This window comes from Actinomadura sp. ATCC 39365 (genome assembly GCF_054392275.1).
Map to the genome: position 1 here is coordinate 2,087,287 of NZ_CP184335.1, position 21,199 is coordinate 2,108,485.

Sequence of the window (21,199 nt, forward strand, 5' to 3'; positions counted from 1 at the left end):
GGTCAGGACAGCTCGACCTCGCCGTCGCCGGCCTGGCCGCCCTTCTTCCAGCCGTCCGCGTCGACGTCGTTGACCCAGGTCGCGCCGCTGTAGCCGACGCGCCGCAGCTGGTACTTCTCCGCGTACGCCACCGACCAGGACGCCACCAGCCAGCCCCGCTTCTTCGTCGTGATCGCCGGGTCGCCGAGCGCCCTGGCGAGCTGCTTGCGCGCCTCGGCGGTCCTGGCCTGCGGCGCGGGCGTCTGCTTGGGCGGCGGATACCAGCAGTGGACGGACCTGGGCACCCGGCCGGTGAAGGCGGCGGCCAGGATCTTGGCGTCCTGCTCGTGCTGCGCGTACGCGTAGCCGCCCGCGGACCGCTGCACCTCCTGGGCCGCCTCGGCCAGCGGCAGCTTGCGGTAGTTCTTGACCTTCACCAGGGCGGCGAAGAACTTGTTGCTGGCGTAGACCGGGTCCATCAGCTGCTTCTTGCGCCCCCAGCCCTGCGACGCGCGCTGCTGGAACACGCCCACCGAGTCGCGGTCGCCCCACGAGAGGTTGCGCAGCTTCGACTCCTGCAGCGCGGTGCCGTACGCGATCACGACGGCCCGCTCGGGCAGGCGGCGGCGGGCCGCGACGGCGGCGATGGTGGCCGAGACCTGCGCCTGCTCCGGATCGAGGGTCAGGACGCCCTCGGGGGTGCGCACCATGCAGAAGGCCTCCGGGAGGACCAGCGGCGTCGCCCGCTTGAGCAGGAGGTAGAGCCCCACGGAGACGCCGACGGCGAGGACCACGACGATGATCGCGATGGTGATGACTCCACGGGAGAAGCGCAGGCGCACCCTGAAGAACCTACCCGGCCGGATAAGCTCCGTGGCCATGAGTCACGTGATGTCCCCGGTGGTGGACGAGCTGTGGGAACGACGCGCGGAGCTGTCCCCGGCCGACGTGGAGGCGCGCATCCAGGTGGTCGGCGCCGTCGACCTGCTGGACAAGGGTGAGGCGAGGGTCGCCCGCCTGGTCGGCGGCGAGGTCGTGGTGGACGAGCGGGCCAAACGCGCGATCCTGCTCGCCTTCCGGCTGCTGGGCATGGCACGTTCCCAGGTGGGCGACTTCCAGCACCACGACAGGGTGCCGCTCAAGACGTCCTTCGAAGGGGTGCGGGTGGTGCCGGGCGCCATCGCGCGCTGGGGCTCGTACCTGGCGCCGGGGGTGGTGCTGATGCCGTCGTTCACGAACATCGGCGCGTACGTGGACTCGGGCACCATGGTCGACACGTGGGCCACGGTGGGCTCATGCGCCCAGATCGGCAAGAACGTGCACCTGTCCGGCGGAGTGGGCATCGGCGGCGTCCTGGAGCCGCCGGGCGCGGTGCCGGTCGTCGTGGAGGACGACGCGTTCATCGGCAGCCGCTCGATGATCGTCGAGGGCGCGCGGGTGGGCCGGGGCGCGGTGATCGGGGCGGGCACGATCCTGTCCGGCACGATCCCCGTGATCGACGTCCAGACGGGCGAGGAGCTGGCCCGGGGCAGGGTGCCCGACTGGTGCGTGGCGGTCGGCGGCACGCGGCAGAAGGAGTTCCCCGGCGGCACGTTCGGGCTGCCGTGCGTGCTGGTGATCAAGCGTCTGGAGCCGGAGCAGCGGCACGACAAGGCGGCACTCAACGAGGTGCTGCGCGAACATGGAGTGAACACCTGATGCTGGACCTGACACAGGACGTACGCACGCTGACCGCCGCGATCGTGGACATCGAGTCGGTGAGCGGCGACGAGAAGGCCCTGGCCGACGCGGTCGAGCGGGCGCTGTCCGCGCTGCCGCACCTGAAGGTCGACCGCTCCGGCGAGACGATCGTGGCCCGCACCGACCTCGGCCGGGCCGAGCGGGTGCTGATCGCGGGCCACCTCGACACGGTCCCGGTCGCGGCCAACCTGCCGAGCCGGGTGGAGGGCGACCTGCTCTACGGCTGCGGCACCTCCGACATGAAGGCGGGCGTGGCGGTCGCGCTGAAGCTGGCGGCCACCGTCCCGGCCCCCAACCGCGACGTGACGTATGTCTTCTACGACTGCGAGGAGATCGAGGCCGAGCGCAACGGCCTGACCAGGGTCGCCAGAGACCACCCCGAGTGGCTGGCGGCCGACTTCGCGGTGCTGATGGAGCCGACCGACGGCGAGATCGAGGGCGGCTGCCAGGGCACCCTGCGCGCCGACGTCACCGTGACCGGCAAGCGGGCCCACAGCGCGAGGTCGTGGTTCGGCGTCAACGCCGTCCACGGCATCGAGCCGGTGCTGGCCAGGCTCAACGCCTACGAGGCGCGGCTGCCGGTGGTCGACGGGCTGGAGTACCACGAGGGGCTCAACGCGGTCGCGGTGAGCGGCGGCGTGGCCGGCAACGTCATCCCCGACGAGTGCGTGGTCACCGTCAACTACCGCTTCGCCCCCGACCTGACGGTCGAGCAGGCCGAGCAGCACGTGCGCGAGGTGTTCGAGGGCTACGAGGTGAGCTTCCTCGACGCGGCGCCCGGGGCGAGGCCCGGCCTGACGCATCCCGTGGCCGCCGCCTTCGCCGCCGCGGTCGGCGGCACCCCGCGCGCCAAGCTGGGCTGGACGGACGTCTCCCGCTTCTCCGCGCTCGGCGTCCCGGCCGTGAACTACGGCCCCGGCGACCCGAACCTGGCGCACCAGCAGGGCGAGTACGTGTCGCTGCCGAAAATCACGGAGAGCGAGCGGGCCCTGCTGAACTGGCTGACAAAATGAAAGTGGCTTTCCTCGCCGGCCATTTGGCGGGGAAAGCCACTTTCAGTCCCGAGCAGCACCCTCGGCAGTTAGACGCAGGGGGGTCGAAATTCGGTTCCCTGCTTTTCCCAAGATTTTTTCGAAGCCTTCATCTGGCCTTCGACCTGGGCGTTCATCCTCGAAGTGCCCGCTTCGGCGGGCGCGGCCCGGGTCGGGAACGGCACCGCGGGCCGGTACGGAGAGGACTAGCGTGACCACCATGGAACAGAAGCAACGAGCCGAACGCCGTCAGGGGCAGGCGGTCGTGCGCGGGAGTCTCGTCCCCAGCTCCACCCACGACCAGCGGCTGCTCGACCGGCAGGGCCCGTCCGACTGGGTGCACATGGACCCGTGGCGGGTGCTGCGCATCCAGGCCGAGTTCGTGGAGGGGTTCGGCCAGCTCGCCGAGCTGCCCGCGGCGATCACGGTCTTCGGCTCGGCCCGCACCCCCGAGGGCACCCCCGAATACCAGATGGGCCGGCGGCTCGGCCGGGCGCTGGCCGAGTCCGGCTACGCGGTGATCACCGGCGGCGGCCCCGGCGTCATGGAGGCGGCCAACCGGGGCGCCTCCGAGGTCGAGGGCGCGGTGTCCGTCGGGCTCGGCATCGAGCTGCCGTTCGAGCAGCGCATGAACGACTACGTCGACCTCGGCATCGAGTTCCGCTACTTCTTCGTGCGCAAGACGATGTTCGTCAAGTACTCGCGCGGCTTCATCGCCCTTCCGGGCGGCTTCGGCACGCTCGACGAGCTCTTCGAGGCGCTGACGCTGGTCCAGACCCACAAGGTCACCTCGTTCCCGGTCGTGCTGATGGGCTCGGAGTTCTGGGGCGGCCTGCTCGACTGGATCAAGAGCACCCTGCTCGGCACCGGCAAGATCGCCGCCCAGGACCTCGACCTGATCTCCGTCACCGACGACCCCGACGAGGCCGTGCGGATCATCGCCGACTCCGACCGGGCCCGCTCCCACCAGCGGGAGGAGGAGCTGGAGGCCGCCGCCGCCCAGACCGCGGAGCCCCAATAGGCTGTCGGCCCGTGAACATCTGCATCTTCTGCGCCTCCAGCCTCCGCATCGACAGGAAGTACGTCGACCTGGCCCGAGAGGTGGGCGCCGAGCTCGCCAGGCGTGGTCACACGCTGGTGAGCGGCGGCGCCACGGTCTCGTGCATGGGCGCGGTCACCTCCGCCGCCCGTGCCGCCGGCGGGTTCACGGTCGGCGTGATCCCGCAGGTGCTGGTGGACATCGAGGTGGCCGACACCGACTCCGACGAGCTGATCGTCACCGACGGCATGCGCGAGCGCAAGGGCGTCATGGACGCCCGCTCCGACGCCTTCCTCGTGCTGCCCGGCGGCATCGGCACCCTGGAGGAGCTGTTCGAGATCTGGACGGCGCGGGTGCTCGGCATCCACGACCGCCCGCTGGTGATCCTCGACCCCTGGGGCCTGTACGAGCCGCTGCGGCAGCTCGTCTCCGGCATGCACGCCGAGGGCTTCACCCGGGCCGACGTCTTCGACGCGATCTCCTGGACGACCACGGTCGAGGAGGCGTTCGCCCACCTCGAGGCGCGTCCGCAGCCGGTCCGTCCGAGCGTCGCCGAGCTGGGTGAGGCCACCGGCTGACCAGCCCGCCCCGATTGCCCGCACTTGTGGTAGATCGCTGAACGTGCTCGTCCATATGAGTACGATGCCAATGTGCTGGTCATACTCGCCATCGCCGCGATCGCCATCCTGGCCTGCGTGGTCCTGGTCTCCCTCGGCAGAGGCGGGGAGCTGACCGAGTTCCCGCCGGACGTCCCGCCGCTCGACCTGCCCGAGGCCGGACAGCTCACGGCGGTCGACTTCATGGCGCTGCAACTGCCGGTCAACCTGGTCGGCTACCACACGCAGAGCGTCGACGAGACCCTGCGCCGGGCCGCCCAGGCCATCAGCGCCCGCGACACCAGGATCGCCGTCCTGGAGCAGCGGGTGTCGGAGCTGCTGTCCAGCCGGCTGCACGCGCGCCAGGAGATCTACGCCACGCCCGGCGCCGGGCTGCGCACCGACCACGAGCCCGAGGCGCCCACCGCGCCCAGGGAGCTGCCGGAGTCCGGCGACCCGGTCACGTCGAGCGGCGCGACGGTGGAGTGGGCGGGCGAGCCGGAGCTGCGCGACCCGTCGGAGGAGCCGGACTGGCGCGTCCCCGAGCAGGACGAACCCAAGACCGACGAACCCAAGACCGACGAACCCAAGACCGACGAGCCCGAGCAGGACGAGCCCGAGAAGGACGCCGACGACCCCGTGCGCGCGACCCTGGGCAAGGACAAGGACGAGGACGAGCGCCCGTGACCGAACTCATCCGGTGCACCTGGCCGGGCATGGGCGACCCGCTGTACATCACCTACCACGACGAGGAGTGGGGCCGCCCGGTCAAGGGCGACGACGAGGTCTTCGAACGCGTGGCGCTGGAGGCGTTCCAGTCGGGCCTGTCGTGGCTGACGATCCTGCGCAAGCGGGAGAACTTCCGCGCCGCCTTCGACGGCTTCTCGACCGTCAAGGTGGCCGCCTACACCGAGCGCGACGTCGAACGGCTGCTCGGCGACGCCGGGATCGTCCGCAACCGGGCCAAGATCGAGGCCGTCATCGGCAACGCCAGGGCCGCGCTCGACCTGCCCGAGGGCCTGTCGGAGCTGGTGTGGCGGTTCGCCGACCCCGACGCGCCGGTGCCCCGGACGATGGCCGACGTGCCCGCCATCACCCCCGGCTCCAAGGCCCTGGCCAAGGAGCTGCGCAAGCACGGGTTCAGGTTCGTCGGCCCGACCACCGCGTACGCGCTGATGCAGGCGATCGGGCTGGTCAACGACCACATCGAGGGCTGCCTGGCCCGCTGAGCGCCGCCGCTCAGCGGCCCCTGAACACCGGCCGTTCCTTGGCCAGGAAGGCGCGGGTGGCGTCCTGGTGGTCCTCGGTGGCCACGCACGCGTCCTGCAGGTCGGCCTCCAGCGCGAGCGAGTCGGCCAGCGAGTGCGTGGCGGAGTGGGCCAGCGCGCGCTTGGTGGCGGCATAGGCCGCGGTCGGCCCGGCGGCCAGGCGTACGGCCAGCTCGTGGGCGGTCTTCGGCAGGTCGTCGGCGGGCACCACGCGCGTGACCAGCCCCAGGTCGAGCGCGGCGGACGCGTCGAGCGGCTCGCCGAGCAGCAGCAGCTCGGTCGCGCGGGCCCGGCCGACCAGGCGCTGCAACGTCCAGGACGCGCCGGAGTCGGGGGCCAGCCCGATGCCCGCGAAGGCCAGCGCGAACTTGGCCTTGTCGGAGGCGACGCGCAGGTCGCAGGCGAAGGCCAGGGCAGCGCCGGCGCCCGCGGCGACGCCGTTGACCGCCGCCACGACCGGCTTGGGCATGGTCGCGATCAGCTCGACGATCGGGTTGTAGTGCTCGCGCACGGTGTCGGCCAGCCCGCGGCCCGCGGCCAGGTTGGCGGCGTGCTCGCGCAGGTCCTGGCCGGCGCAGAAGGCCCGGCCCGAGCCGGTGAGCAGCACCGCTCTGACCTCGGGGTCGGCCGCCGCCCTGCCCACCGCCGCCAGCAGCGCGGCCTTGACCTCGGCCGTGAGCGAGTTCATCGACTCCGGCCGGTCGAGGGTGAGGGTGGCGACGGCGTCGGCCATGTCGTAACGGATCACATGAGCTCCCTGTCGACGAACGCGGCGGCTGCGGGCAGCAGCCTGGTGGCCTCCTGCTCGAAGAACGTGCGGGCCTTCTCGCCCGGCCAGCCCGCGGGCAGCAGCTCGGCCGGCAGCCCGGGGTCGCGGAACAGGAAGTTGCGCCAACCGTGCACCAGTCTGCTCCTGGTGGCGAACACCCGGTCGGGCGGGGCGTCCTCGGGCAGGGTGCTGATCAGCGTGACAGCTTCGGCGTGCCAGTGCTCGTACGCCTCGCCGATGGCCGCCAGGTCCCAGGCCCGCGCCACCAGCTCGCGCGGGTCGCCCTCCAGCGCCGCGTCGAACCGGTCGGCCCGCACGCCCTCGCCCTCCAGCAGGTTGTCCAGCTCGATGGAGGAGCGCGGCCCGATCCACGTCGTCTCCGACAGGCAGGCGTAGCCGAGGAAGGTCAGGTCGGCCCTGATCCGCTCGCGGCGCTGGCGCTCCCTGACCGGCTCGAAGACGATCACGTGCCAGCGGCCGTGCCAGGCGAGTGTCCCTGATCGGTAAATTCTCAACGCTGCCTCATCAAGGCGCCTGACACACTTCGGGGTGAGTCCGTAGCCGGCTCCCTGAGGCAGCCGCAGCGGGCGCAACCAGCCCTGCCGGACCATCCGCGAGACCGCCGTGCGGACGGCCGGAGCGGCGATTTCCAGGGGGTTCATGAGCCGTACGAGCGCGGCCACGGTCGCCTGCCCACCGCGCGAACGCAGGTGGTCTCCGTACAGGTCGAAGAGAGCGGCGCGAGCGTGCACGAAGTCCAGTTTGGACGCCATCGCCTGCCTCGACAACGCATTCTGGGAGGAGATCGTTACCCATGAGGGCTCTCGATGCGGGAGAATAGGACATCACAGAAGACGTGAATGCGCCGACCACCCCCTCGGGCGGTCGGAAATCGCGGGCCGCGGGAGCCCAAGGCAGGAAGGGATGCACGCATGGCGGCGATGAAGCCGCGGACCGGCGATGGTCCGCTCGAGGTCACCAAGGAAGGGCGCGGCATAGTCATGCGGGTCCCTCTCGAAGGTGGCGGCCGGCTCGTCGTGGAGATCTCCGCCGACGAGGCAAAGGCGCTCGGCGAGGCGTTGAAGAACGTCGTCGGCTGAGCGCTCCCGAGACAACCTGATCCTCCGACCCTGGCGTAAGTCCGGCGCCAGGGTCGCTGACGTTTGGAGGGCTCCGTGCCCATCGAGACCACCGTCACCGCGGTCGCCGAGGTTCGCGAGGGTGCCGAGCTGCTGGCCGTGCCCTACACCTCCGACCTGCGTCCCTCTGTCGAGCCGTACGTCGAGCTGCACCTTCCGGTCGCCGACCTGCTGGCCCACTACGAGGCCAAGGGGGAGGCGGGGGAGATCGTCGAGGTCCCGGTGGCGCGGGCGGGCGGCGTCGGGCGCGTGCTCCTGTACGGAGTGGGCGACGGCTCGCCGCGGGCGCTGCGCAGGGCCGGCGCGGCGCTGGCGCGCAAGGTCAAGGGCCGCGACACGCTGACCGTGGTGCCGCCCGAGGGCGACGTCGCGGCGTTCGCCGAGGCGGCGCTGCTGGCCGGATACACCTTCAAGATCGGCAAAGAGGGCAGGAAGGGCGTGCGGGCGATCGAGTTCGCCGGCGCCGACGAGGAGCCGGTGCGCCGGGCCGAGGTCGTGGCGGAGGCCGTCGCGCTGGCCCGCGACCTGGCCAACATGCCGTCCTCGGTCAAGCATCCCGCCTGGCTCGCCGAGCGCGCCGCCGAGCAGGGCCTGCCGGTGCGGGTGTGGGACGAGGAGCAGCTCCAGGCCGAGGGGTTCGGCGGCATCCTGGCCGTCGGGCGCGGCTCGGTCCGGCCGCCCCGGCTGATCCAGCTCTCCTACGTCCCCGAGCAGCCGGCCGAGCGGCACGTCGTGCTGGTGGGCAAGGGCATCACGTTCGACTCGGGCGGCCTGTCGCTCAAGCCGACCGAGAACATGAAGACCCAGAAGACCGACATGGCGGGCGGCGCGGTGGTGATCGCCGTGCTGGCCGCGCTGGCCCGGCTGGGCGCCCCCGTACGCGTGACGGGCCTGATCGCCGCGGCCGAGAACATGCCGTCCGGCGCCGCCCAGCGTCCCAGCGACGTCATCAGGCACTACGGCGGCCGCACGGTCGAGGTGCTGAACACCGACGCCGAGGGCCGGCTCGTGCTGGCCGACGCGCTCGCCTACGCCGACGCCGAGCTCGACCCCGACGCGGTCGTGGACATCGCCACCCTCACCGGGGCCATCTCCGTGGCGCTCGGCCGGAACGTCGGCGCCGTCTACGCCTCCGACGAAGACCTGGCCGCCCAGCTCCTGGCCGCCGGCCAGGCCAGCGACGACCGGCTCTGGCGCATGCCGCTGATCGACGACTACGCCCCGGCCCTGGAGTCCTCGATCGCCGACCTGGCCAACGTCGAGAGCGGCTCCCGCTACGGCGCGGGGTCCATCACGGCGGCACTGTTCCTGCGGGAGTTCGCGGGCAAGCGCCCGTGGGCGCACCTCGACATCGCCGGGGTCGGCCGCAGCACGGTCGACGAGGGCACCCTGACCAAGGGCGCGACCGGGTTCGGCGTGCGCGTGCTGCTGGAGTGGCTGACCCGGGGCTGACCCGGGGCCCGGCTCTGGCTAGTCGGCGATCTTCACGGCGGCCAGCAGGCCGTCGCCGAGGGGCATGAGCACCGACCGCAGCCGGTCGTCGCCCTGCACCAGCTTGCCCAGCTCGCGCAGCGAGACCGTGTCGGGGTCGCGCTGCGTGGGGTCGGCCACCCGGTCGTGCCACAGGGCGTTGTCGAAGGCCACCACGCCGCCGACGCGCAGCAGGCGCACCGCCTCGGCCAGGTAGTCGGCGTACTCCTGCTTGGCGCCGTCGGCGAAGACCATGTCGTAGCCGCCATCGGACAGCCGGGGCAGCACGTCGAGCGCCCGTCCAGAGATCAGCCGCACCCGCCCGCCGGAGAAGCCCGCCTCCGCGAACGCCTGCCGGGCCAGCCGCTGGTGCTCGGGCTCGACGTCGACGCTGGTCAGCGTGCCGTCGCCGCGCATGCCGCGCAGCAGCCACAGCCCCGAGACGCCGCAGCCGGTGCCGATCTCGACGACCGACTTGGCGTTGACGACGGTGGCGAGGAAGCAGAGCGCCGCCCCGCCCCCGGGAAGGATGGGCACCGCACCCATCTCCAGCCCGCGCTGACGCGCCGCGTGCAGGATCTCATCCTCGTGATGGAACTGCTCCGCATAGGCCAGAGTGGCCTCCACCGGACTGGTCATCGGCCTCCTCCCCCCACTTTCGTGCGATTGGTCACCGATCGCAGCCTAGGGGAGTCACGCCTGCACGGGAACTCAGGACGGTCCGAAGGCGTTGCAGGTTTAAACGGGCTTTGCCGGTCCGGAAGGCAGGCAGTGCGCACGAAGGGACGAAACCAGGCACTATGACGGTAGCGGTGGTCCCAGAGAGAGGAGTGCTGGTGGACGAAAGCGACCACCAGGCGGATACTCCCGTGTCGTCTGATTGGACGCCTCCCACATGGGAGGAAGTGGTGCGGACTCATTCCGCACGCGTGTACCGGCTGGCGTACCGGCTTACCGGCAATGTCCACGATGCCGAGGACCTCACGCAGGAGGTCTTCGTCAGGGTCTTCAGGTCGCTGTCGAGCTACACCCCCGGCACGTTCGAGGGCTGGCTGCACCGGATCACGACGAACCTGTTCCTCGACATGGCGCGGCGCAAGCAGCGCATCCGGTTCGAGGGGCTGGCCGACGACGCCGCCGAGCGGCTGCGCGGCCGTGAGCCGTCGCCGGCGCAGGCGTTCGACGACGCCCACCTGGAGCCCGATATCCAAGCCGCCCTCGACGCGCTCGCCCCCGAGTTCCGGGCCGCGATCGTGCTGTGTGACATCGAGGGCCTGTCCTACGAGGAGATCGCGGCCACGCTCGGCGTCAAGCTGGGTACGGTCCGAAGCCGTATTCACCGTGGCCGGGCGCAGTTGCGGGAGGCGCTCGACCATCGAGCCCCCCGTACTACCCAACTCCCCCCGACCGTGATCAGTGGGGAGGAAGTCTGATATGGCTCATCTAGAAGAACGCGTTTCGGCGCTCGTCGACGGAGAGCTGAACCACACCGAGCGCGATCGCGCGCTCGCCCACCTGACCTTCTGTGCTGACTGCCGGCGGGAGGTCGAGTCGATGCGGGCGCTGAAGTCGCGCCTGCGCTCGCTCGACGGCCCGGCGATGCCGGCCGATCTCACCATGTCGCTGCTGCGCATGGCGGAGCCGGGTGGGCCGCTGCCGCCGAGGGAGCGCCCTTTCCCTACCCGTACGTTCGGGGGGTGCCCATTCCTGGGCCCCACAGCATCGCGCCCCTGGACAACCGCCCGCGCAGGGACGCCACCGCTGGGGCCTCGGGCCCTGGGCGGGGCGGTAGGCGGCGCGGCGCGTACGTCGCGGTGGGCGTGGTGTCCGCCGCGGTCGCACTCGGCACCTTCTTCGCGGTCTCGGGCACAGGGCCCCAGACCTCGCCGCCGCCGGTCGAGCTCTGGCGGGTCCCGCACTCGCCGGCCACCAGCGCGCCGCCGACCGCCACGCCCTGAACCGGGGGCTCGCCTGGGATACTCGGGTGGCGTAGTCGACGATGCTTGGGGCATACGATCTGGGTTCGGGATTTGTCACAAACAAAGCCTTTTATGACCCTCGTATGCCGCCAGAACGAAGATTGCGGTGGCCGAGCAAGGAGTGGTGAGACGTAGATGACCGACGAGACGCGCCCGGGCGAAGGACGCACGACGTCGGACTTCCCCGAGCCACAGGGCCGGCCGGAGTTCCTGCCCGCCGACGAGCCGGGCGAGCAGGCGGACCGTCGGCCTGACCCGCCCGCCTCGTTCGGCGCGTCCTGGGGCGACCCGTCGGGCCGCCCTGACAGCCAGGGTGCGTCGCCGTACGAGTCGCCGGGCCGCTCCGACGGCCCGGGTGCGTCGCCGTACGAGTCGCCGGGCCGTTCCGATGGCGTGCCGCCGCACGACGGGGGGACGCGGGCGTACGAGGGCCCGTCCTTCGAGAGCCCCGCCGGGCCGCGCGGGTTCGAGAGCCCCGGCGGCACGCGGACCTACGAGACCCCCTCCTTCGGGCCGGCGGAGACCGGGCCGCGGCCGATGCAGCCACCGCCCTTCATGGGTGCGTACGGCGGCAACCAGCCGCCGCCGCCGCGGCAGGCCCTGGGCATGGGCCCGGGATGGGCCCCGCCGCCGCCCCAGGGCGGGCCCGGCGCGGGCGCGATGCCCAGGCGCGGGCTCAACGTCGGCGTGCTGATCGCGATCGCCGTGGTCATCGCGCTGGTGGCCTCCGTGCTCGGCAGCCTCGGCACGTACCTGCTGACCAGGTCGGGCAGCAGCGGCACCGACCCGTCCTACAGCCTCGGCCCGGCCCCGACGGGCGCGACCAACAGGGCGCCCGACTCGGTGGCCGGCGTGGCCGCACGGGTCCTGCCCAGCGTGGTCTCGCTGGAGGTCGGCAACGGCACCAACACCGAGGGCGCCTCCGGCTCCGGATTCCTGATCAAGAACGGCTACGTGGTGACCAACAACCACGTGGTCGCCATGGCCGCCAAGGGCGGCGAGATCCGGATCATGTTCAACAACCGCAAGACCACCGCGGGCCGCATCGTCGGCCGCGACCCGGGCTCCGACCTGGCCGTGGTCAAGCCCGAGGAGACCTTCGGCACGCCGGAGATCACCCTCGGCAACTCCGACCAGGTCGTGGTGGGCGACCCGGTGATCGCCATCGGCTCGCCGCTCGGCCTCAGCGGCACGGTCACCACGGGCATCGTCAGCTCGCTCAACCGTCCGGTCATCGCCGGCGACGAGACGGGCGCCGCCACCGAGGAGCCCGCCTACATCAGCGCCATCCAGACCGACGCCGCCATCAACCCCGGCAACTCCGGCGGCCCGCTGGTCAACGGCCGGGGCGAGGTGGTCGGGGTGAACTCGGCGATCGCCACGCTCAGCCGTTCGGTGAACAGCCAGAGCGGCAGCATCGGCCTGGGCTTCGCGATCCCGGTGAACCAGACGCGGCGGGTGGCCGAGGAGCTGATCACCACGGGCAAGGCCAAGCGTCCCAAGATCGGCATCGTGCTGGACAAGGACTACAAGGGCCAGGGCGTGCGCATCGCCTCCGAGCCCGCCGAGGGCCGTCAGCCGGTCGACGCCAACGGTCCCGCCGACAAGGCCGGGCTGAAGGCGGGCGACGTCATCCTGGAGGTCGACGGCCTGGCGCTGCAGGACGGCAACGAGCTGATCGCGTTGATCCGCAGCAAGGCGCCGGGCGCCAAGCTCACGATCAAGTACCAGCGTGCCGGCCAGGAACGCACCGCCACCCTCACCATCGTCGCCGACGATCAACCGGCTCCCACCCCGTCCTGAGTGATATGACCCATGGGGGACGGTTCAGCCACGGGCTGGAGCCTTTAGTCTGTGGAGAGGATTGTGGACTGCGGGTAGGAGCGTACGGTGTTCGGACTCGGGTGGATGGAGGTCGGAGCGCTGATCGTCATCGCGCTCCTGGTCTTCGGTCCTGACAAGTTGCCGCAGGCCGCCTCGCAGGCGGGCAAGACACTGCGCAACCTGCGGCGCATGGCCAACAACGCGCGCGACGACCTGCGGGCTGGCCTCGGGCCGGAGTTCCAGAACTTCGACCCCGCCGACCTCAACCCGAAGAACTTCGTCCGCAAGCACCTGCTCGACGAGCTGGAGGACGACTGGAACGGCCGCCCCAGAGATCTGGAGCCGGCCGCCGTCGCGTCCTACGACGCCCCTGAGCCGCCGTCGGAGCTCGGCATTGGCGAGCTGCCCCCCTACGACTCCGAGGCGACCTGACACACCCTGCAGACGCGCGACGGGCCCGCTCAGCTTTCGCTGGGCGGGCCCGTCTTCGCGTGGGAGGGTCAGGAACGGTTGGGCGAGAGGCCGAGCTGCATGCCCTTGATGCTGGAGGAGCGCTTGCTCAGACCGGCGGCGATCTTCCGCAGCTCCGCGGCGGCGGGCGAGTCGGGGTCGGTCAGCACCAGCGGCTTGCCCTCGTCGCCGCCCTCGCGCAGGCGCAGGTCGATCGGCACCTGACCGAGCAGCGGGACGCGGGCGCCCAGCGTACGGGTCAGGGCGTCGGCGACGGTCTGGCCGCCGCCCTCGCCGAACACGGCCACGCGCTCGTCGCAGTGGGGGCAGGGCAGCCAGGACATGTTCTCGATGACGCCGGCGATCTGCTGGTGGGTCTGGGCGGCGATCGAGCCGGCCCGCTCGGCCACCTCGGCGGCGGCCTGCTGGGGCGTGGTCACGACCAGGATCTCGGCCGACGGGAGCCGCTGCGCCACCGAGATGGCGATGTCGCCGGTGCCCGGCGGCAGGTCGAGCAGCAGGACGTCGAGGTCGCCCCAGTAGACGTCGGCCAGGAACTGGTGGAGCGCCCGGTCGAGCATCGGGCCGCGCCACACGACCGGCGTGTTGCCCTCGGGCTTGAACATGCCGACCGAGATGACCTTGATGTCATGCGCCGACGGCGGCATGATCATGTCCTCGACCTTGGTGGGACGCTCGGCGGCGCCCAGCATGCGAGGAATGCTGTGACCGTAGATGTCGGCGTCGACGATGCCGACCTTGAGGCCGTTGGAGGCCATCGCGGCGGCCAGGTTGACGGTGACCGACGACTTGCCCACGCCGCCCTTGCCGCTCGCGACGGCGAAGACGCGGGTCAGCGAGCCGGGCTGGTTGAAGGGGATCTCCTTCTCCGGGCCCCGGTCGCCCCTCAGCTTGGTCTGCAGGACCTTGCGCTGCTCGGTGCTCATGACGTCGAGCTCGATCTGGACGTCCGTCACGCCGTCGACCTTGCCGACCGCCGTCTTCACGTCGCGGGTGATGGTGTCCTTCATCGGACAGCCTGACACGGTGAGGTAGACGCCCACCCGGACCGCGCCGTCGGGGGCGATCTCGATGCTCTTGACCATGTCGAGGTCCGTGATCGGGCGACGGATCTCGGGGTCGATGACGGTGGCGAGGGCGACCGTCACCTGTTCCTGGGTTGGTGCCATCGAAGTCTCGGCACGAGGGAGTGCCGTCCCTCCTTAGTCGGTCTATGTGTGACAGGCGCTGAAAGCCAGTGAGAATGCCCCTCCATGGTATGAACCCGGGGGCCGCTCGGTTAATCCGCGCTGTTAGGTGTCTGTGCAACAACGTCTAAGGTTACTGCGTGACTCTGCTGCGCGACGAGGGGCTCACCGCCGAGGAGCTGGCGGTCTGGCGGATGTTGCAGCGGGCCCAGGTGCGCATCGCGCGCCGCCCGGAGGCCGAGCTGCTGGTGGCCCACGACCTGCCGCTGGCCTCGTACGAGGTGCTGGCGCAGCTCGCCGAGGCGCCGGGGCGGCGGCTGCGGATGAACGACCTGGCCGACCGCGTGCTGCTCTCGCGCAGCGGGCTGACCAGGCTGATCGACCGGTTGCAGCGGCACGGGCTGGTCGGGCGGGAGGCGTGCTCCGACGACGCCCGGGGGCTGTTCGCGGTGCTGACCGAGCCGGGCGCCGCGCGGCTGGCCGAGGCCACGCCGACCTACCTGCGCGGGGTCAAGAACGAGTTCCTCGGCCTGCTGGGCGCGGGCGACATCGGCGAGGTGCGGGCGCTGCTGGCCAGGCTCGACGTCACTGACGTTTGTTGAGCTCCTCCAGCAGCCGGCCGAGCTCGGCGCGCAGGTAGTCGCGGGTGGCGACCTCGTTGAGTGCCAGGCGCAGGCCGGCGATCTCGCGGGTGAGGTACTCGATCTCGGCCTGGTTGCGGTCGGCGGACTCGCGGTCCTGCTCGTACTGGATGCGGTCGCGGTCGTCCTGGCGGTTCTGGGCGAGCAGGATGAGCGGCGCGGCGTAGCTGGCCTGGAGCGACAACATCAGCGTGAGGAAGATGAACGGGTACGGGTCCCACTTGAGCGCCGGGGGAGCGGCGATGTTCCAGATCACCCAGATCGCCACGAACACCGTCATGTAGACGATGAAGCGGGCCGTGCCGAGGAAGCGGGCGATGCGTTCCGAGAGGCGGCCGAACGCCTCGGGGTCGTAGTGCGGGCGCAGCGAGCGGCGCAGCGCCCGAGGCTGGTCGAGCCGGTCAGTGGTCACGGTCGTCCCCCTCGCGCCAGTCGTCGGGAAGCAGGTGGTCAAGGACGTCGTCGACGGTCACCGCGCCGACCAGCCTGCCGAGCTCGTCCACGACCGGGGCGGCGACCAGGTTGTAGTTGGCCAGGAAGGCGTGGACCTGGCGCAGGGTGAAGTCGGGCCTGATCGGGTCGAGCGAGGGGTCGAGCACGCGGCCGAGCAGCGTCGAGGGCGGCTCGCGCAGCAGCCGCTGGAAGTGCGAGACCCCCAGGTACGTGCCGGTCGGCGTCTCGGTGGGCGGCCTGGTCACGTAGACCTGGGCGGCGACGGCGGGCGGCAGGTCCTGCTGGCGGATGTGGGCCAGCGCCTCGGCCACCGTCGCGTTGGGCGGCAGGACGACCGGCTCGCTGGTCATCACGCCGCCGGCGGTGTCGTCGGCGTAGGTCAGCAGCCGCCGCACCGGGGCCGCCTCGCCGGGCTCCATGAGCGCCAGCAGCCTGGCCGCCTGGTCCTCGGGCAGGTCGTGCAGCAGGTCGGCGGCGTCGTCGGGGCTCATCTCCTCCAGGACGTCGGCGGCCCGCTCGGGTTCGAGGGTGCCGAGGATGCCGATCTGGTCGTCGGGCGGCAGCTCCTCCAGCACGTCGGCCAGGCGGTCGTCGGCGAGCTCGCGGGCGATCTCGATGCGCCGCTTGCTGGGCAGCTCGTGCAGGGCGCTGGCCATGTCGGCGGCGCGCAGCGACTCGAAGGCGGCGATCAGCCCGGCCGCGCCCTGGTCCTTCTGCAGGGTGTCGAAGCCGGACACCTCGGTCCAGCCGACCGTCCTGGGCTCGCGCCGGCGGCCCTTGAAGAGCGCGACCTTGGTGATCTCCCACCGGGACGGCAGGGTCTCCTCCATGGCGACGTCGTAGACGGTCATGGGCTCGTCGCCGACGCGTACGGACAGGTCGAGCACCTCGCCGATGACCAGGGTCTCCGAGGCGCGCTGCTCGAACCTGCGCATGTTCAGCCGCCCGGTGAAGACGACGGCGCCGGCCTCGATGCGGCGTACGCGGGTGATCGGCAGGAACACCCGGCGGCGCGGCTGCACCTCGACGACCATGCCGTGCACCTGGGGATTGCCGGTGATGCGCAGACCTACCACGACGTCGCGGACCCGGCCGATCTGATCGCCCGTGGGGTCGAAGACGGGGGTCCCCGCCAGCCGGGCCACGAAGATCTTCACGTGGGCCAGGCTAACAGTGAGACGCCGTTGCGCCCCGGTTGCCTGGCATGTCAGTATCAAACGCATTTAACGCTGATTACTGGGCACTAGGGGTAGACCATGAGGCTGGCGGGGCTCGCACTGGCATTCGTGTCGTCGTGTTGTTTCGCGTTCTCCGGGCCGATGGCCAAGTACCTCATCACCGCCGGGCTGGCGCCGGTCGAGGCCGTCTGGACCCGGATGGCGGGCGCCGGGCTGCTGCTGGTCGCGGTGCTGGCGGTGGTCAAGCCGCGGGCCCTGCGCATCCCGCGGGCCCGGCTGCCGTTCCTCGGGCTCTACACCGTGATGGCCGTCGCGGGCGTGCAGTCGCTCTACTTCGTCGCGATCACCCGGCTGCCGGTGGGGATCGCGCTGCTGCTGGAGTTCATGGCGCCGGTGATGGTGGTGGCCTGGGTCAGGCTGGTCCGCAAGGTACGCCTGGCCGGGGCCGCGTACGTCGGCGCGGTGATCGCGTTCGTCGGCCTGGCGATCGTCGTCGAGGCGTGGCAGGGCATGCGCCTGGACGCGGTCGGGCTGCTCCTCGGCCTGCTGGCCGGGGCGTGCTGCGCCGGTTACTTCCTGATGGGCGACAGCATGGGCCCCGACATCGACCTGCTCGGCCTGGTCGCCTGGGGCATGGTCGGCTCGGCCGTCGTGCTGATCCCCTTCGCGCAGCCCTGGGACATCCCCTGGGAGGCCTTCACGGTCTCCGTCGCCCCGCAGGGCGGCACGACCCTGCCGGTGCTGGGGGCGTACCTGTGGCTGGTGCTGGTGGCGACCGCGCTGGCGTACATCCTCAGCATGAACATGGTGCGGCGGCTGTCGGCGGCGGTGGGGGCGACGGTCGCCTCGCTGGAGGTCATCGGCGGCGCGGTGGTCGCGTGGGCGCTGGTCGGCGAGACGCTGGGGATGTTCCAGATCGTCGGCGGGCTGATCGTGCTGAGCGGCGCGCTGCTCGCCCAGACCGCCACCTCGGGCGGCGCGCCGGCCCCCGTCCCGGACCGGCCGGCCGAGGTCACCGCCCAGGTGTGAGCCCGGCCGCCGTGGGGTCGCCGCGTGGCGGGTGCGGGTCGCCGCGGCCGGGCGTCAGCGTTCCGGCGTGAGGCGCAGGACGGTCGAGTCGCGGGCCCAGCGCTCGGTCAGGTGCTCGCTGTCGGGGGCGTTGAGCCGCTCCTTGGCCAGCACCGCCACGGCGTCGGCCGCCGCGGCCTGGTCGACGACCGAGACCGCCGCGTCGAACTCCACCAGCCGCGCGCCGTTGTCCTTGCTGCGCAGCGTCACGCGCACCCGGTCGAGCGCGCCGAGCCCCGGCAGGTCCTGCTCGCCGCCGCCGGTCACGAGGTAGATGGCGCCGTCGTGCCAGGCGTGCCAGGCCAGGCGCGGGCGGTCGAGGGCGAGCCAGAGGATGCCGGACTTCTTGGCGCCCTCCTCGATGGCCGCGATGTCGTCGCTCACGATCAGACTGTAACCCCCCGAACCGCTCGGGGCCCGCGCGCGTTTCACCGGTATGCGGTCGTTCATCCTCGTGCTCGCCCTCGTCGCGGGCTGCGGCGCCACCGGCCCCGAGCCGCCGTCCGCCTGCGGGACCTCCGCCCGTACCGGCCCGCTGGACACGCGCGTCCTGCGGCAGACCCTGTACGACTACCCGGCGTCCCCGACGCCCGAGGCGCTCGCCGGGAAGGTGGAGACCGTCGTCACCGGCCACGTGACGGGCTGGGTCGCCGGGCCCGTGGTCGAGGAGGGCATCCCGGGGGACCGCACCCGGTACGTCCTCATGCGCTCCCGGGTCGGCGAGCGGCTCAAGGGCGCCGCCTCGGACGTCGCGGACGTCGCCTTCTACCAAGGGGCGGCGGTGGACGACGAGGGCACGCCGGTCCACAGCGTGGCCGACTTCGCGCGCGCGGTGCCCCCGGGCACCCGGGTGCTGCTGTTCATGAACCGCGCCAGACCGACCGGCAAGGTCGTCGAGGGACGTTCGGTCGCCTATTCCACGCCCCCGCAGGGCGTGATCCTGCACGAGGTGACCGACGACCCCGGCGGCCGGGCCGTCGGCGGTCGGGACGAGATCTTCTCCTCGACCGGCTGGAACCAGCCGTGCGGCATCGACGGCCTGATCGCCCGCCTGCGCGCCCACGGATTCACCGGCTGAACACTTTGCCCTTTTCTGGTGTCCGCCGGGTGCCGTGCCGGGGAGAACCGCATTCATGGGGATCGTCTCTCGCGGCTTCGCCGGAAAACACTTCCGGCGTCCGCGGCCGGAGCTGGCCGGGCGGGTGCCGCCGGGGCAGTACCTGGCCGAGGGATTCCCCGTGCTCACCGCGGGGGCGACGCAGCACGTCCGGACCGAGCGGTGGTCGTTCACCGTCAGGGGCGGTGCGGGCGAGCCCACCTGGACGTGGACGGACCTGCTGTCGCTGCCCGCCGAGCAGATCACCGTGGACATCCACTGCGTCACCCACTGGAGCAAGCTCGACACCACCTGGACGGGCGTGTCCCTCGACCGGCTGCTGACCGGCGCCGACCGGGCGGCCGGGTACGCCCTGGCCGTCAGCTACGGCGGCTACGCCACCAACCTGCCGGTCGAGGAGATCGTGGACGGCAAGGCGTGGCTGGTCTACGCCTACGAGGGCGCGCCGATCCCGCCCGAGCACGGCGGCCCGGTACGGATGCTGGTGCCCGCCCACTACCTGTGGAAGAGCGCCAAGTGGATCCACGAGCTGTGGCTCATGGACGAGGACCGCCCCGGCTTCTGGGAGCGGTCCGGCTATCACAACTTCGGGGACCCATGGCGGGAACAGCGGTACTACGACGACTGACCTGGCAGCCGGCCACGATCGCCGAGGTCGTCCCGGAGGCCGACCAGACGCGTACGCTGCTGCTCGACGTGCCCGACTGGCCGGGACACCGCGCCGGTCAGCACGTCGACGTGCGGCTGACGGCCGACGACGGCTACCAGGCGACCCGGGCGTACTCGCTGGCCGGCGCGCCCGGCGAGCGGCCCGCGATCACCGTGGCCAGGGTGGCGGGGGGCGAGGTGTCGCCGTACCTGGTGGAGGTGGCCGAGGCCGGCGCCCAGGTGGAGGTGCGCGGCCCGATCGGCGGCTACTTCGTGTGGGAGCCCATGCCGGAGCGGCGGCCGCTGCTGCTGGTCGCGGGCGGGTCCGGCGTGGTGCCGCTGCGCTCGATGCTGCGCCACCGCGCCCGGCTCGGCGACGGCACCCCGGTACGGCTCATCTACTCCGTACGCGACCCCGGCCAGGTGATCTACCGCGACGAGCTGGAGTCCGCCGGCGGCGAGGTGACCTTCGTCTACACCCGCTCGGCCCCCACCGACTGGCCCGAGCCCGTGGGCCGGGTGGACCGCTCGCAGCTGGTCCGGCTGGCCTGGCCGCCCGCCCACGAGCCGCTGGCCTACGTGTGCGGCCCGACCGCGTTCGTCGAGCACGTCGCCGCGATCCTCACCGCCCTGGGCTACCCGCCCACCGACATCCGCACCGAGCGGTACGGCTAGGAGAGACACCATGCAACAACCCGTGGACGGCAACGCCGCGGCAGGCCCGCTGGCCCAGTTCTTCGGCCGGGACATGACGGCGGCCCAGGGCGTCTGCGCGCAGTGCGGCATGAACGGCCCGCTCGGGGAGGCCACCGTGTACGGCCCCGCCCCCGGCACCGTGCTGCGCTGCCCGAACTGCGACAACGTGCTCATGACCCTCGTGGAGGCGCCGGGCCGGATGATGGCCGCGATGCCGGGACTCGGCCTGCTGGAGACGCCCGTGCAGGGAGGTGGCTGACCGTGGCCGTCGTCTCCAAGGGCTTCAAGGGGCGCGGCGGGCACGACGACCGCCTGCCGCCCGGCCAGTACCTCACGCCCGGCTTCCCCGTCCTGTCCGCGGGCCCGACGCCCAGCGTCGACACCGCCGGCTGGACGTTCACCCTGGTCACCGAGGCCGGCCGGGAACGCGTCTGGACCTGGGACGAGCTGCTCGACCTACCCCAGAGCGCCCCGCACACCGATCTCCACTGCGTCACCGGCTGGTCGAAGTTCGACACCGACTGGCAGGGCGTGTCGATCGACGTCCTGCTCGACGACGTGGACACGGGGGCGGAGTTCGCGCAGGCGTACTGCCACGGCGGATACACGACCAACCTGCCGCTCGCCGACCTGCGCGACGGCAAGGCGTGGATCGTCCATACCTTCGACGGCGACCCGCTGCCCGCCGAGCACGGCGGCCCGGCCCGGCTGCTGGTCCCGCACCTGTACCTCTGGAAGTCCGCCAAGTGGGTCAAGGGCCTGCGGCTGCTCGACCGCGACCGGCCCGGCTTCTGGGAACGCGCCGGGTACCACAACTACGGCGACCCGTGGCGCGAGCAGCGCTACTGGAACAGCTGATCGTCCCCATAGACGGGGGACGCCTGCCGCGGGCCGCCCCGCAGCCGT

The 21,199-nt window shown here is 71.9% G+C and carries 27 protein-coding genes and 1 pseudogene; 20 read left to right on the plus strand and 8 right to left on the minus strand.

What is annotated here, in order from left to right; all coding sequences use genetic code 11:
• Nucleotides 1-2: 2 nt before the first annotated feature.
• The gene (locus ACNF49_RS10585) at nucleotides 3-860 is read right to left on the minus strand and encodes a hypothetical protein (protein WP_482943563.1); all 858 of its coding nucleotides are present in this window, start codon (nucleotides 858-860) and stop codon (nucleotides 3-5) included.
• Here ACNF49_RS10585 and ACNF49_RS10590 point away from each other — a divergent pair.
• The 6 genes from ACNF49_RS10590 to ACNF49_RS10615 all read left to right on the plus strand — a co-directional run bounded on the left by ACNF49_RS10590 (nucleotide 859) and on the right by ACNF49_RS10615 (nucleotide 5,614).
• Nucleotides 859-1,677, plus strand: coding sequence for a 2,3,4,5-tetrahydropyridine-2,6-dicarboxylate N-succinyltransferase (locus ACNF49_RS10590; RefSeq protein WP_352325370.1), 819 nt, complete (start codon nucleotides 859-861; stop codon nucleotides 1,675-1,677). The two genes, ACNF49_RS10585 and ACNF49_RS10590, sit on opposite strands and share 2 nt — an antisense overlap.
• Nucleotides 1,677-2,732, plus strand: coding sequence for a succinyl-diaminopimelate desuccinylase (gene dapE, locus ACNF49_RS10595; RefSeq protein WP_357974349.1), 1,056 nt, complete (start codon nucleotides 1,677-1,679; stop codon nucleotides 2,730-2,732). Before ACNF49_RS10590 ends, dapE begins: the two co-directional genes overlap by 1 nt.
• Nucleotides 2,733-2,970: 238 nt before the next feature.
• A complete protein-coding gene (locus ACNF49_RS10600) occupies nucleotides 2,971-3,771 on the plus strand; it encodes an LOG family protein (protein ID WP_357974346.1) in 801 nt (266 codons plus the stop codon).
• 11 nt (nucleotides 3,772-3,782) lie between these two features.
• A complete protein-coding gene (locus ACNF49_RS10605; protein WP_482943564.1) occupies nucleotides 3,783-4,367 on the plus strand; it encodes an LOG family protein in 585 nt (194 codons plus the stop codon).
• 72 nt (nucleotides 4,368-4,439) lie between these two features.
• The gene (locus ACNF49_RS10610) at nucleotides 4,440-5,072 is read left to right on the plus strand and encodes a prolipoprotein diacylglyceryl transferase (protein WP_482943565.1); all 633 of its coding nucleotides are present in this window, start codon (nucleotides 4,440-4,442) and stop codon (nucleotides 5,070-5,072) included.
• On the plus strand, nucleotides 5,069-5,614 hold the full coding sequence (locus tag ACNF49_RS10615) for a DNA-3-methyladenine glycosylase I (protein WP_357974337.1): 546 nt from the start codon (nucleotides 5,069-5,071) through the stop codon (nucleotides 5,612-5,614). Before ACNF49_RS10610 ends, ACNF49_RS10615 begins: the two co-directional genes overlap by 4 nt.
• Nucleotides 5,615-5,624: 10 nt before the next feature.
• On the opposite strand, the gene ACNF49_RS10620 is transcribed toward ACNF49_RS10615, so the two are convergent.
• Together ACNF49_RS10620 and ACNF49_RS10625 are read right to left on the minus strand one after the other, a co-directional pair.
• Nucleotides 5,625-6,386 (minus strand): enoyl-CoA hydratase-related protein, encoded by a 762-nt coding sequence (locus ACNF49_RS10620; protein WP_357974896.1) that lies wholly within the window; start codon nucleotides 6,384-6,386, stop codon nucleotides 5,625-5,627.
• 11 nt (nucleotides 6,387-6,397) lie between these two features.
• The gene (locus tag ACNF49_RS10625; protein ID WP_357974334.1) at nucleotides 6,398-7,195 is read right to left on the minus strand and encodes a PaaX family transcriptional regulator; all 798 of its coding nucleotides are present in this window, start codon (nucleotides 7,193-7,195) and stop codon (nucleotides 6,398-6,400) included.
• A gap of 159 nt (nucleotides 7,196-7,354) precedes the next feature.
• On the opposite strand from ACNF49_RS10625, the gene ACNF49_RS10630 reads away from it, so the two are divergent.
• Both ACNF49_RS10630 and ACNF49_RS10635 read left to right on the plus strand, forming a co-directional pair.
• Nucleotides 7,355-7,522 (plus strand): DUF3117 domain-containing protein, encoded by a 168-nt coding sequence (locus ACNF49_RS10630; RefSeq protein ID WP_020545024.1) that lies wholly within the window; start codon nucleotides 7,355-7,357, stop codon nucleotides 7,520-7,522.
• A 75-nt stretch (nucleotides 7,523-7,597) separates the two neighbouring features.
• Nucleotides 7,598-9,013: a leucyl aminopeptidase gene (locus ACNF49_RS10635; protein ID WP_482943566.1), complete on the plus strand. Its 1,416-nt coding sequence runs from the start codon at nucleotides 7,598-7,600 to the stop codon at nucleotides 9,011-9,013.
• Nucleotides 9,014-9,031: 18 nt separating this feature from the next.
• On the opposite strand, the gene ACNF49_RS10640 is transcribed toward ACNF49_RS10635, so the two are convergent.
• Nucleotides 9,032-9,670 carry an O-methyltransferase gene (locus ACNF49_RS10640; RefSeq protein ID WP_357974329.1) on the minus strand — a complete coding sequence of 213 codons (639 nt, stop codon included), beginning with the start codon at nucleotides 9,668-9,670 and terminating at the stop codon, nucleotides 9,032-9,034.
• 161 nt (nucleotides 9,671-9,831) lie between these two features.
• On the opposite strand from ACNF49_RS10640, the gene sigE reads away from it, so the two are divergent.
• The 5 genes and pseudogenes from sigE to ACNF49_RS10665 all read left to right on the plus strand — a co-directional run bounded on the left by sigE (nucleotide 9,832) and on the right by ACNF49_RS10665 (nucleotide 13,266).
• Nucleotides 9,832-10,464 carry an RNA polymerase sigma factor SigE gene (gene sigE, locus ACNF49_RS10645; protein WP_352325382.1) on the plus strand — a complete coding sequence of 211 codons (633 nt, stop codon included), beginning with the start codon at nucleotides 9,832-9,834 and terminating at the stop codon, nucleotides 10,462-10,464.
• Nucleotide 10,465: 1 nt separating this feature from the next.
• A pseudogene (locus ACNF49_RS10650) lies at nucleotides 10,466-10,528 on the plus strand (anti-sigma factor family protein); the annotation flags it as partial.
• 200 nt (nucleotides 10,529-10,728) lie between these two features.
• The gene (locus tag ACNF49_RS10655) at nucleotides 10,729-10,989 is read left to right on the plus strand and encodes a hypothetical protein (RefSeq protein ID WP_482945739.1); all 261 of its coding nucleotides are present in this window, start codon (nucleotides 10,729-10,731) and stop codon (nucleotides 10,987-10,989) included.
• Nucleotides 10,990-11,145: 156 nt separating this feature from the next.
• Nucleotides 11,146-12,813 carry a S1C family serine protease gene (locus tag ACNF49_RS10660; RefSeq protein WP_482943567.1) on the plus strand — a complete coding sequence of 556 codons (1,668 nt, stop codon included), beginning with the start codon at nucleotides 11,146-11,148 and terminating at the stop codon, nucleotides 12,811-12,813.
• Nucleotides 12,814-12,900: 87 nt separating this feature from the next.
• Nucleotides 12,901-13,266: a sec-independent translocase gene (locus ACNF49_RS10665; RefSeq protein ID WP_357974320.1), complete on the plus strand. Its 366-nt coding sequence runs from the start codon at nucleotides 12,901-12,903 to the stop codon at nucleotides 13,264-13,266.
• Nucleotides 13,267-13,334: 68 nt separating this feature from the next.
• Here the strand turns inward: ACNF49_RS10665 and ACNF49_RS10670 are convergent, their stop codons facing one another.
• Entirely contained in the window at nucleotides 13,335-14,474 is a 1,140-nt protein-coding gene (locus ACNF49_RS10670) for an Mrp/NBP35 family ATP-binding protein (RefSeq protein WP_357974317.1), read from the minus strand.
• Nucleotides 14,475-14,632: 158 nt separating this feature from the next.
• Between ACNF49_RS10670 and ACNF49_RS10675 the strand changes: the two genes are divergently transcribed.
• On the plus strand, nucleotides 14,633-15,094 hold the full coding sequence (locus tag ACNF49_RS10675) for a MarR family winged helix-turn-helix transcriptional regulator (protein WP_482943568.1): 462 nt from the start codon (nucleotides 14,633-14,635) through the stop codon (nucleotides 15,092-15,094).
• Here the strand turns inward: ACNF49_RS10675 and ACNF49_RS10680 are convergent.
• Together ACNF49_RS10680 and ACNF49_RS10685 are read right to left on the minus strand one after the other, a co-directional pair.
• Complete coding sequence (locus ACNF49_RS10680) at nucleotides 15,078-15,545, minus strand: DUF1003 domain-containing protein (protein ID WP_357974312.1); 468 nt, start codon at nucleotides 15,543-15,545, stop codon at nucleotides 15,078-15,080. The genes ACNF49_RS10675 and ACNF49_RS10680 overlap by 17 nt on opposite strands.
• Nucleotides 15,535-16,743, minus strand: a complete 1,209-nt coding sequence (locus ACNF49_RS10685) for a magnesium transporter MgtE N-terminal domain-containing protein (protein WP_482943569.1) — start codon at nucleotides 16,741-16,743, stop codon at nucleotides 15,535-15,537. Before ACNF49_RS10685 ends, ACNF49_RS10680 begins: the two co-directional genes overlap by 11 nt.
• 99 nt (nucleotides 16,744-16,842) lie before the next feature.
• Between ACNF49_RS10685 and ACNF49_RS10690 the strand changes: the two genes are divergently transcribed.
• The gene (locus ACNF49_RS10690) at nucleotides 16,843-17,793 is read left to right on the plus strand and encodes an EamA family transporter (RefSeq protein WP_357974308.1); all 951 of its coding nucleotides are present in this window, start codon (nucleotides 16,843-16,845) and stop codon (nucleotides 17,791-17,793) included.
• A 54-nt stretch (nucleotides 17,794-17,847) separates the two neighbouring features.
• Here the strand turns inward: ACNF49_RS10690 and ACNF49_RS10695 are convergent, their stop codons facing one another.
• Nucleotides 17,848-18,216: a hypothetical protein gene (locus tag ACNF49_RS10695; protein ID WP_352319219.1), complete on the minus strand. Its 369-nt coding sequence runs from the start codon at nucleotides 18,214-18,216 to the stop codon at nucleotides 17,848-17,850.
• A gap of 52 nt (nucleotides 18,217-18,268) precedes the next feature.
• Between ACNF49_RS10695 and ACNF49_RS10700 the strand changes: the two genes are divergently transcribed.
• The 5 genes from ACNF49_RS10700 to ACNF49_RS10720 are packed head-to-tail and all read left to right on the plus strand — an operon-like array spanning nucleotide 18,269 to nucleotide 21,151.
• Entirely contained in the window at nucleotides 18,269-18,910 is a 642-nt protein-coding gene (locus ACNF49_RS10700; protein ID WP_482943571.1) for a hypothetical protein, read from the plus strand.
• Between the two features lie 55 nt (nucleotides 18,911-18,965).
• Nucleotides 18,966-19,577 (plus strand): molybdopterin-dependent oxidoreductase, encoded by a 612-nt coding sequence (locus ACNF49_RS10705; protein WP_482943572.1) that lies wholly within the window; start codon nucleotides 18,966-18,968, stop codon nucleotides 19,575-19,577.
• Nucleotides 19,547-20,272 carry a ferredoxin reductase gene (locus ACNF49_RS10710; protein WP_482943573.1) on the plus strand — a complete coding sequence of 242 codons (726 nt, stop codon included), beginning with the start codon at nucleotides 19,547-19,549 and terminating at the stop codon, nucleotides 20,270-20,272. The genes ACNF49_RS10705 and ACNF49_RS10710 overlap by 31 nt, the downstream gene beginning before the upstream one ends.
• A 10-nt stretch (nucleotides 20,273-20,282) precedes the next feature.
• The gene (locus ACNF49_RS10715; RefSeq protein ID WP_352319227.1) at nucleotides 20,283-20,552 is read left to right on the plus strand and encodes a DUF6510 family protein; all 270 of its coding nucleotides are present in this window, start codon (nucleotides 20,283-20,285) and stop codon (nucleotides 20,550-20,552) included.
• A gap of 2 nt (nucleotides 20,553-20,554) precedes the next feature.
• Nucleotides 20,555-21,151, plus strand: coding sequence for a sulfite oxidase-like oxidoreductase (locus ACNF49_RS10720; RefSeq protein ID WP_357974296.1), 597 nt, complete (start codon nucleotides 20,555-20,557; stop codon nucleotides 21,149-21,151).
• Nucleotides 21,152-21,199 lie beyond the last annotated feature (48 nt).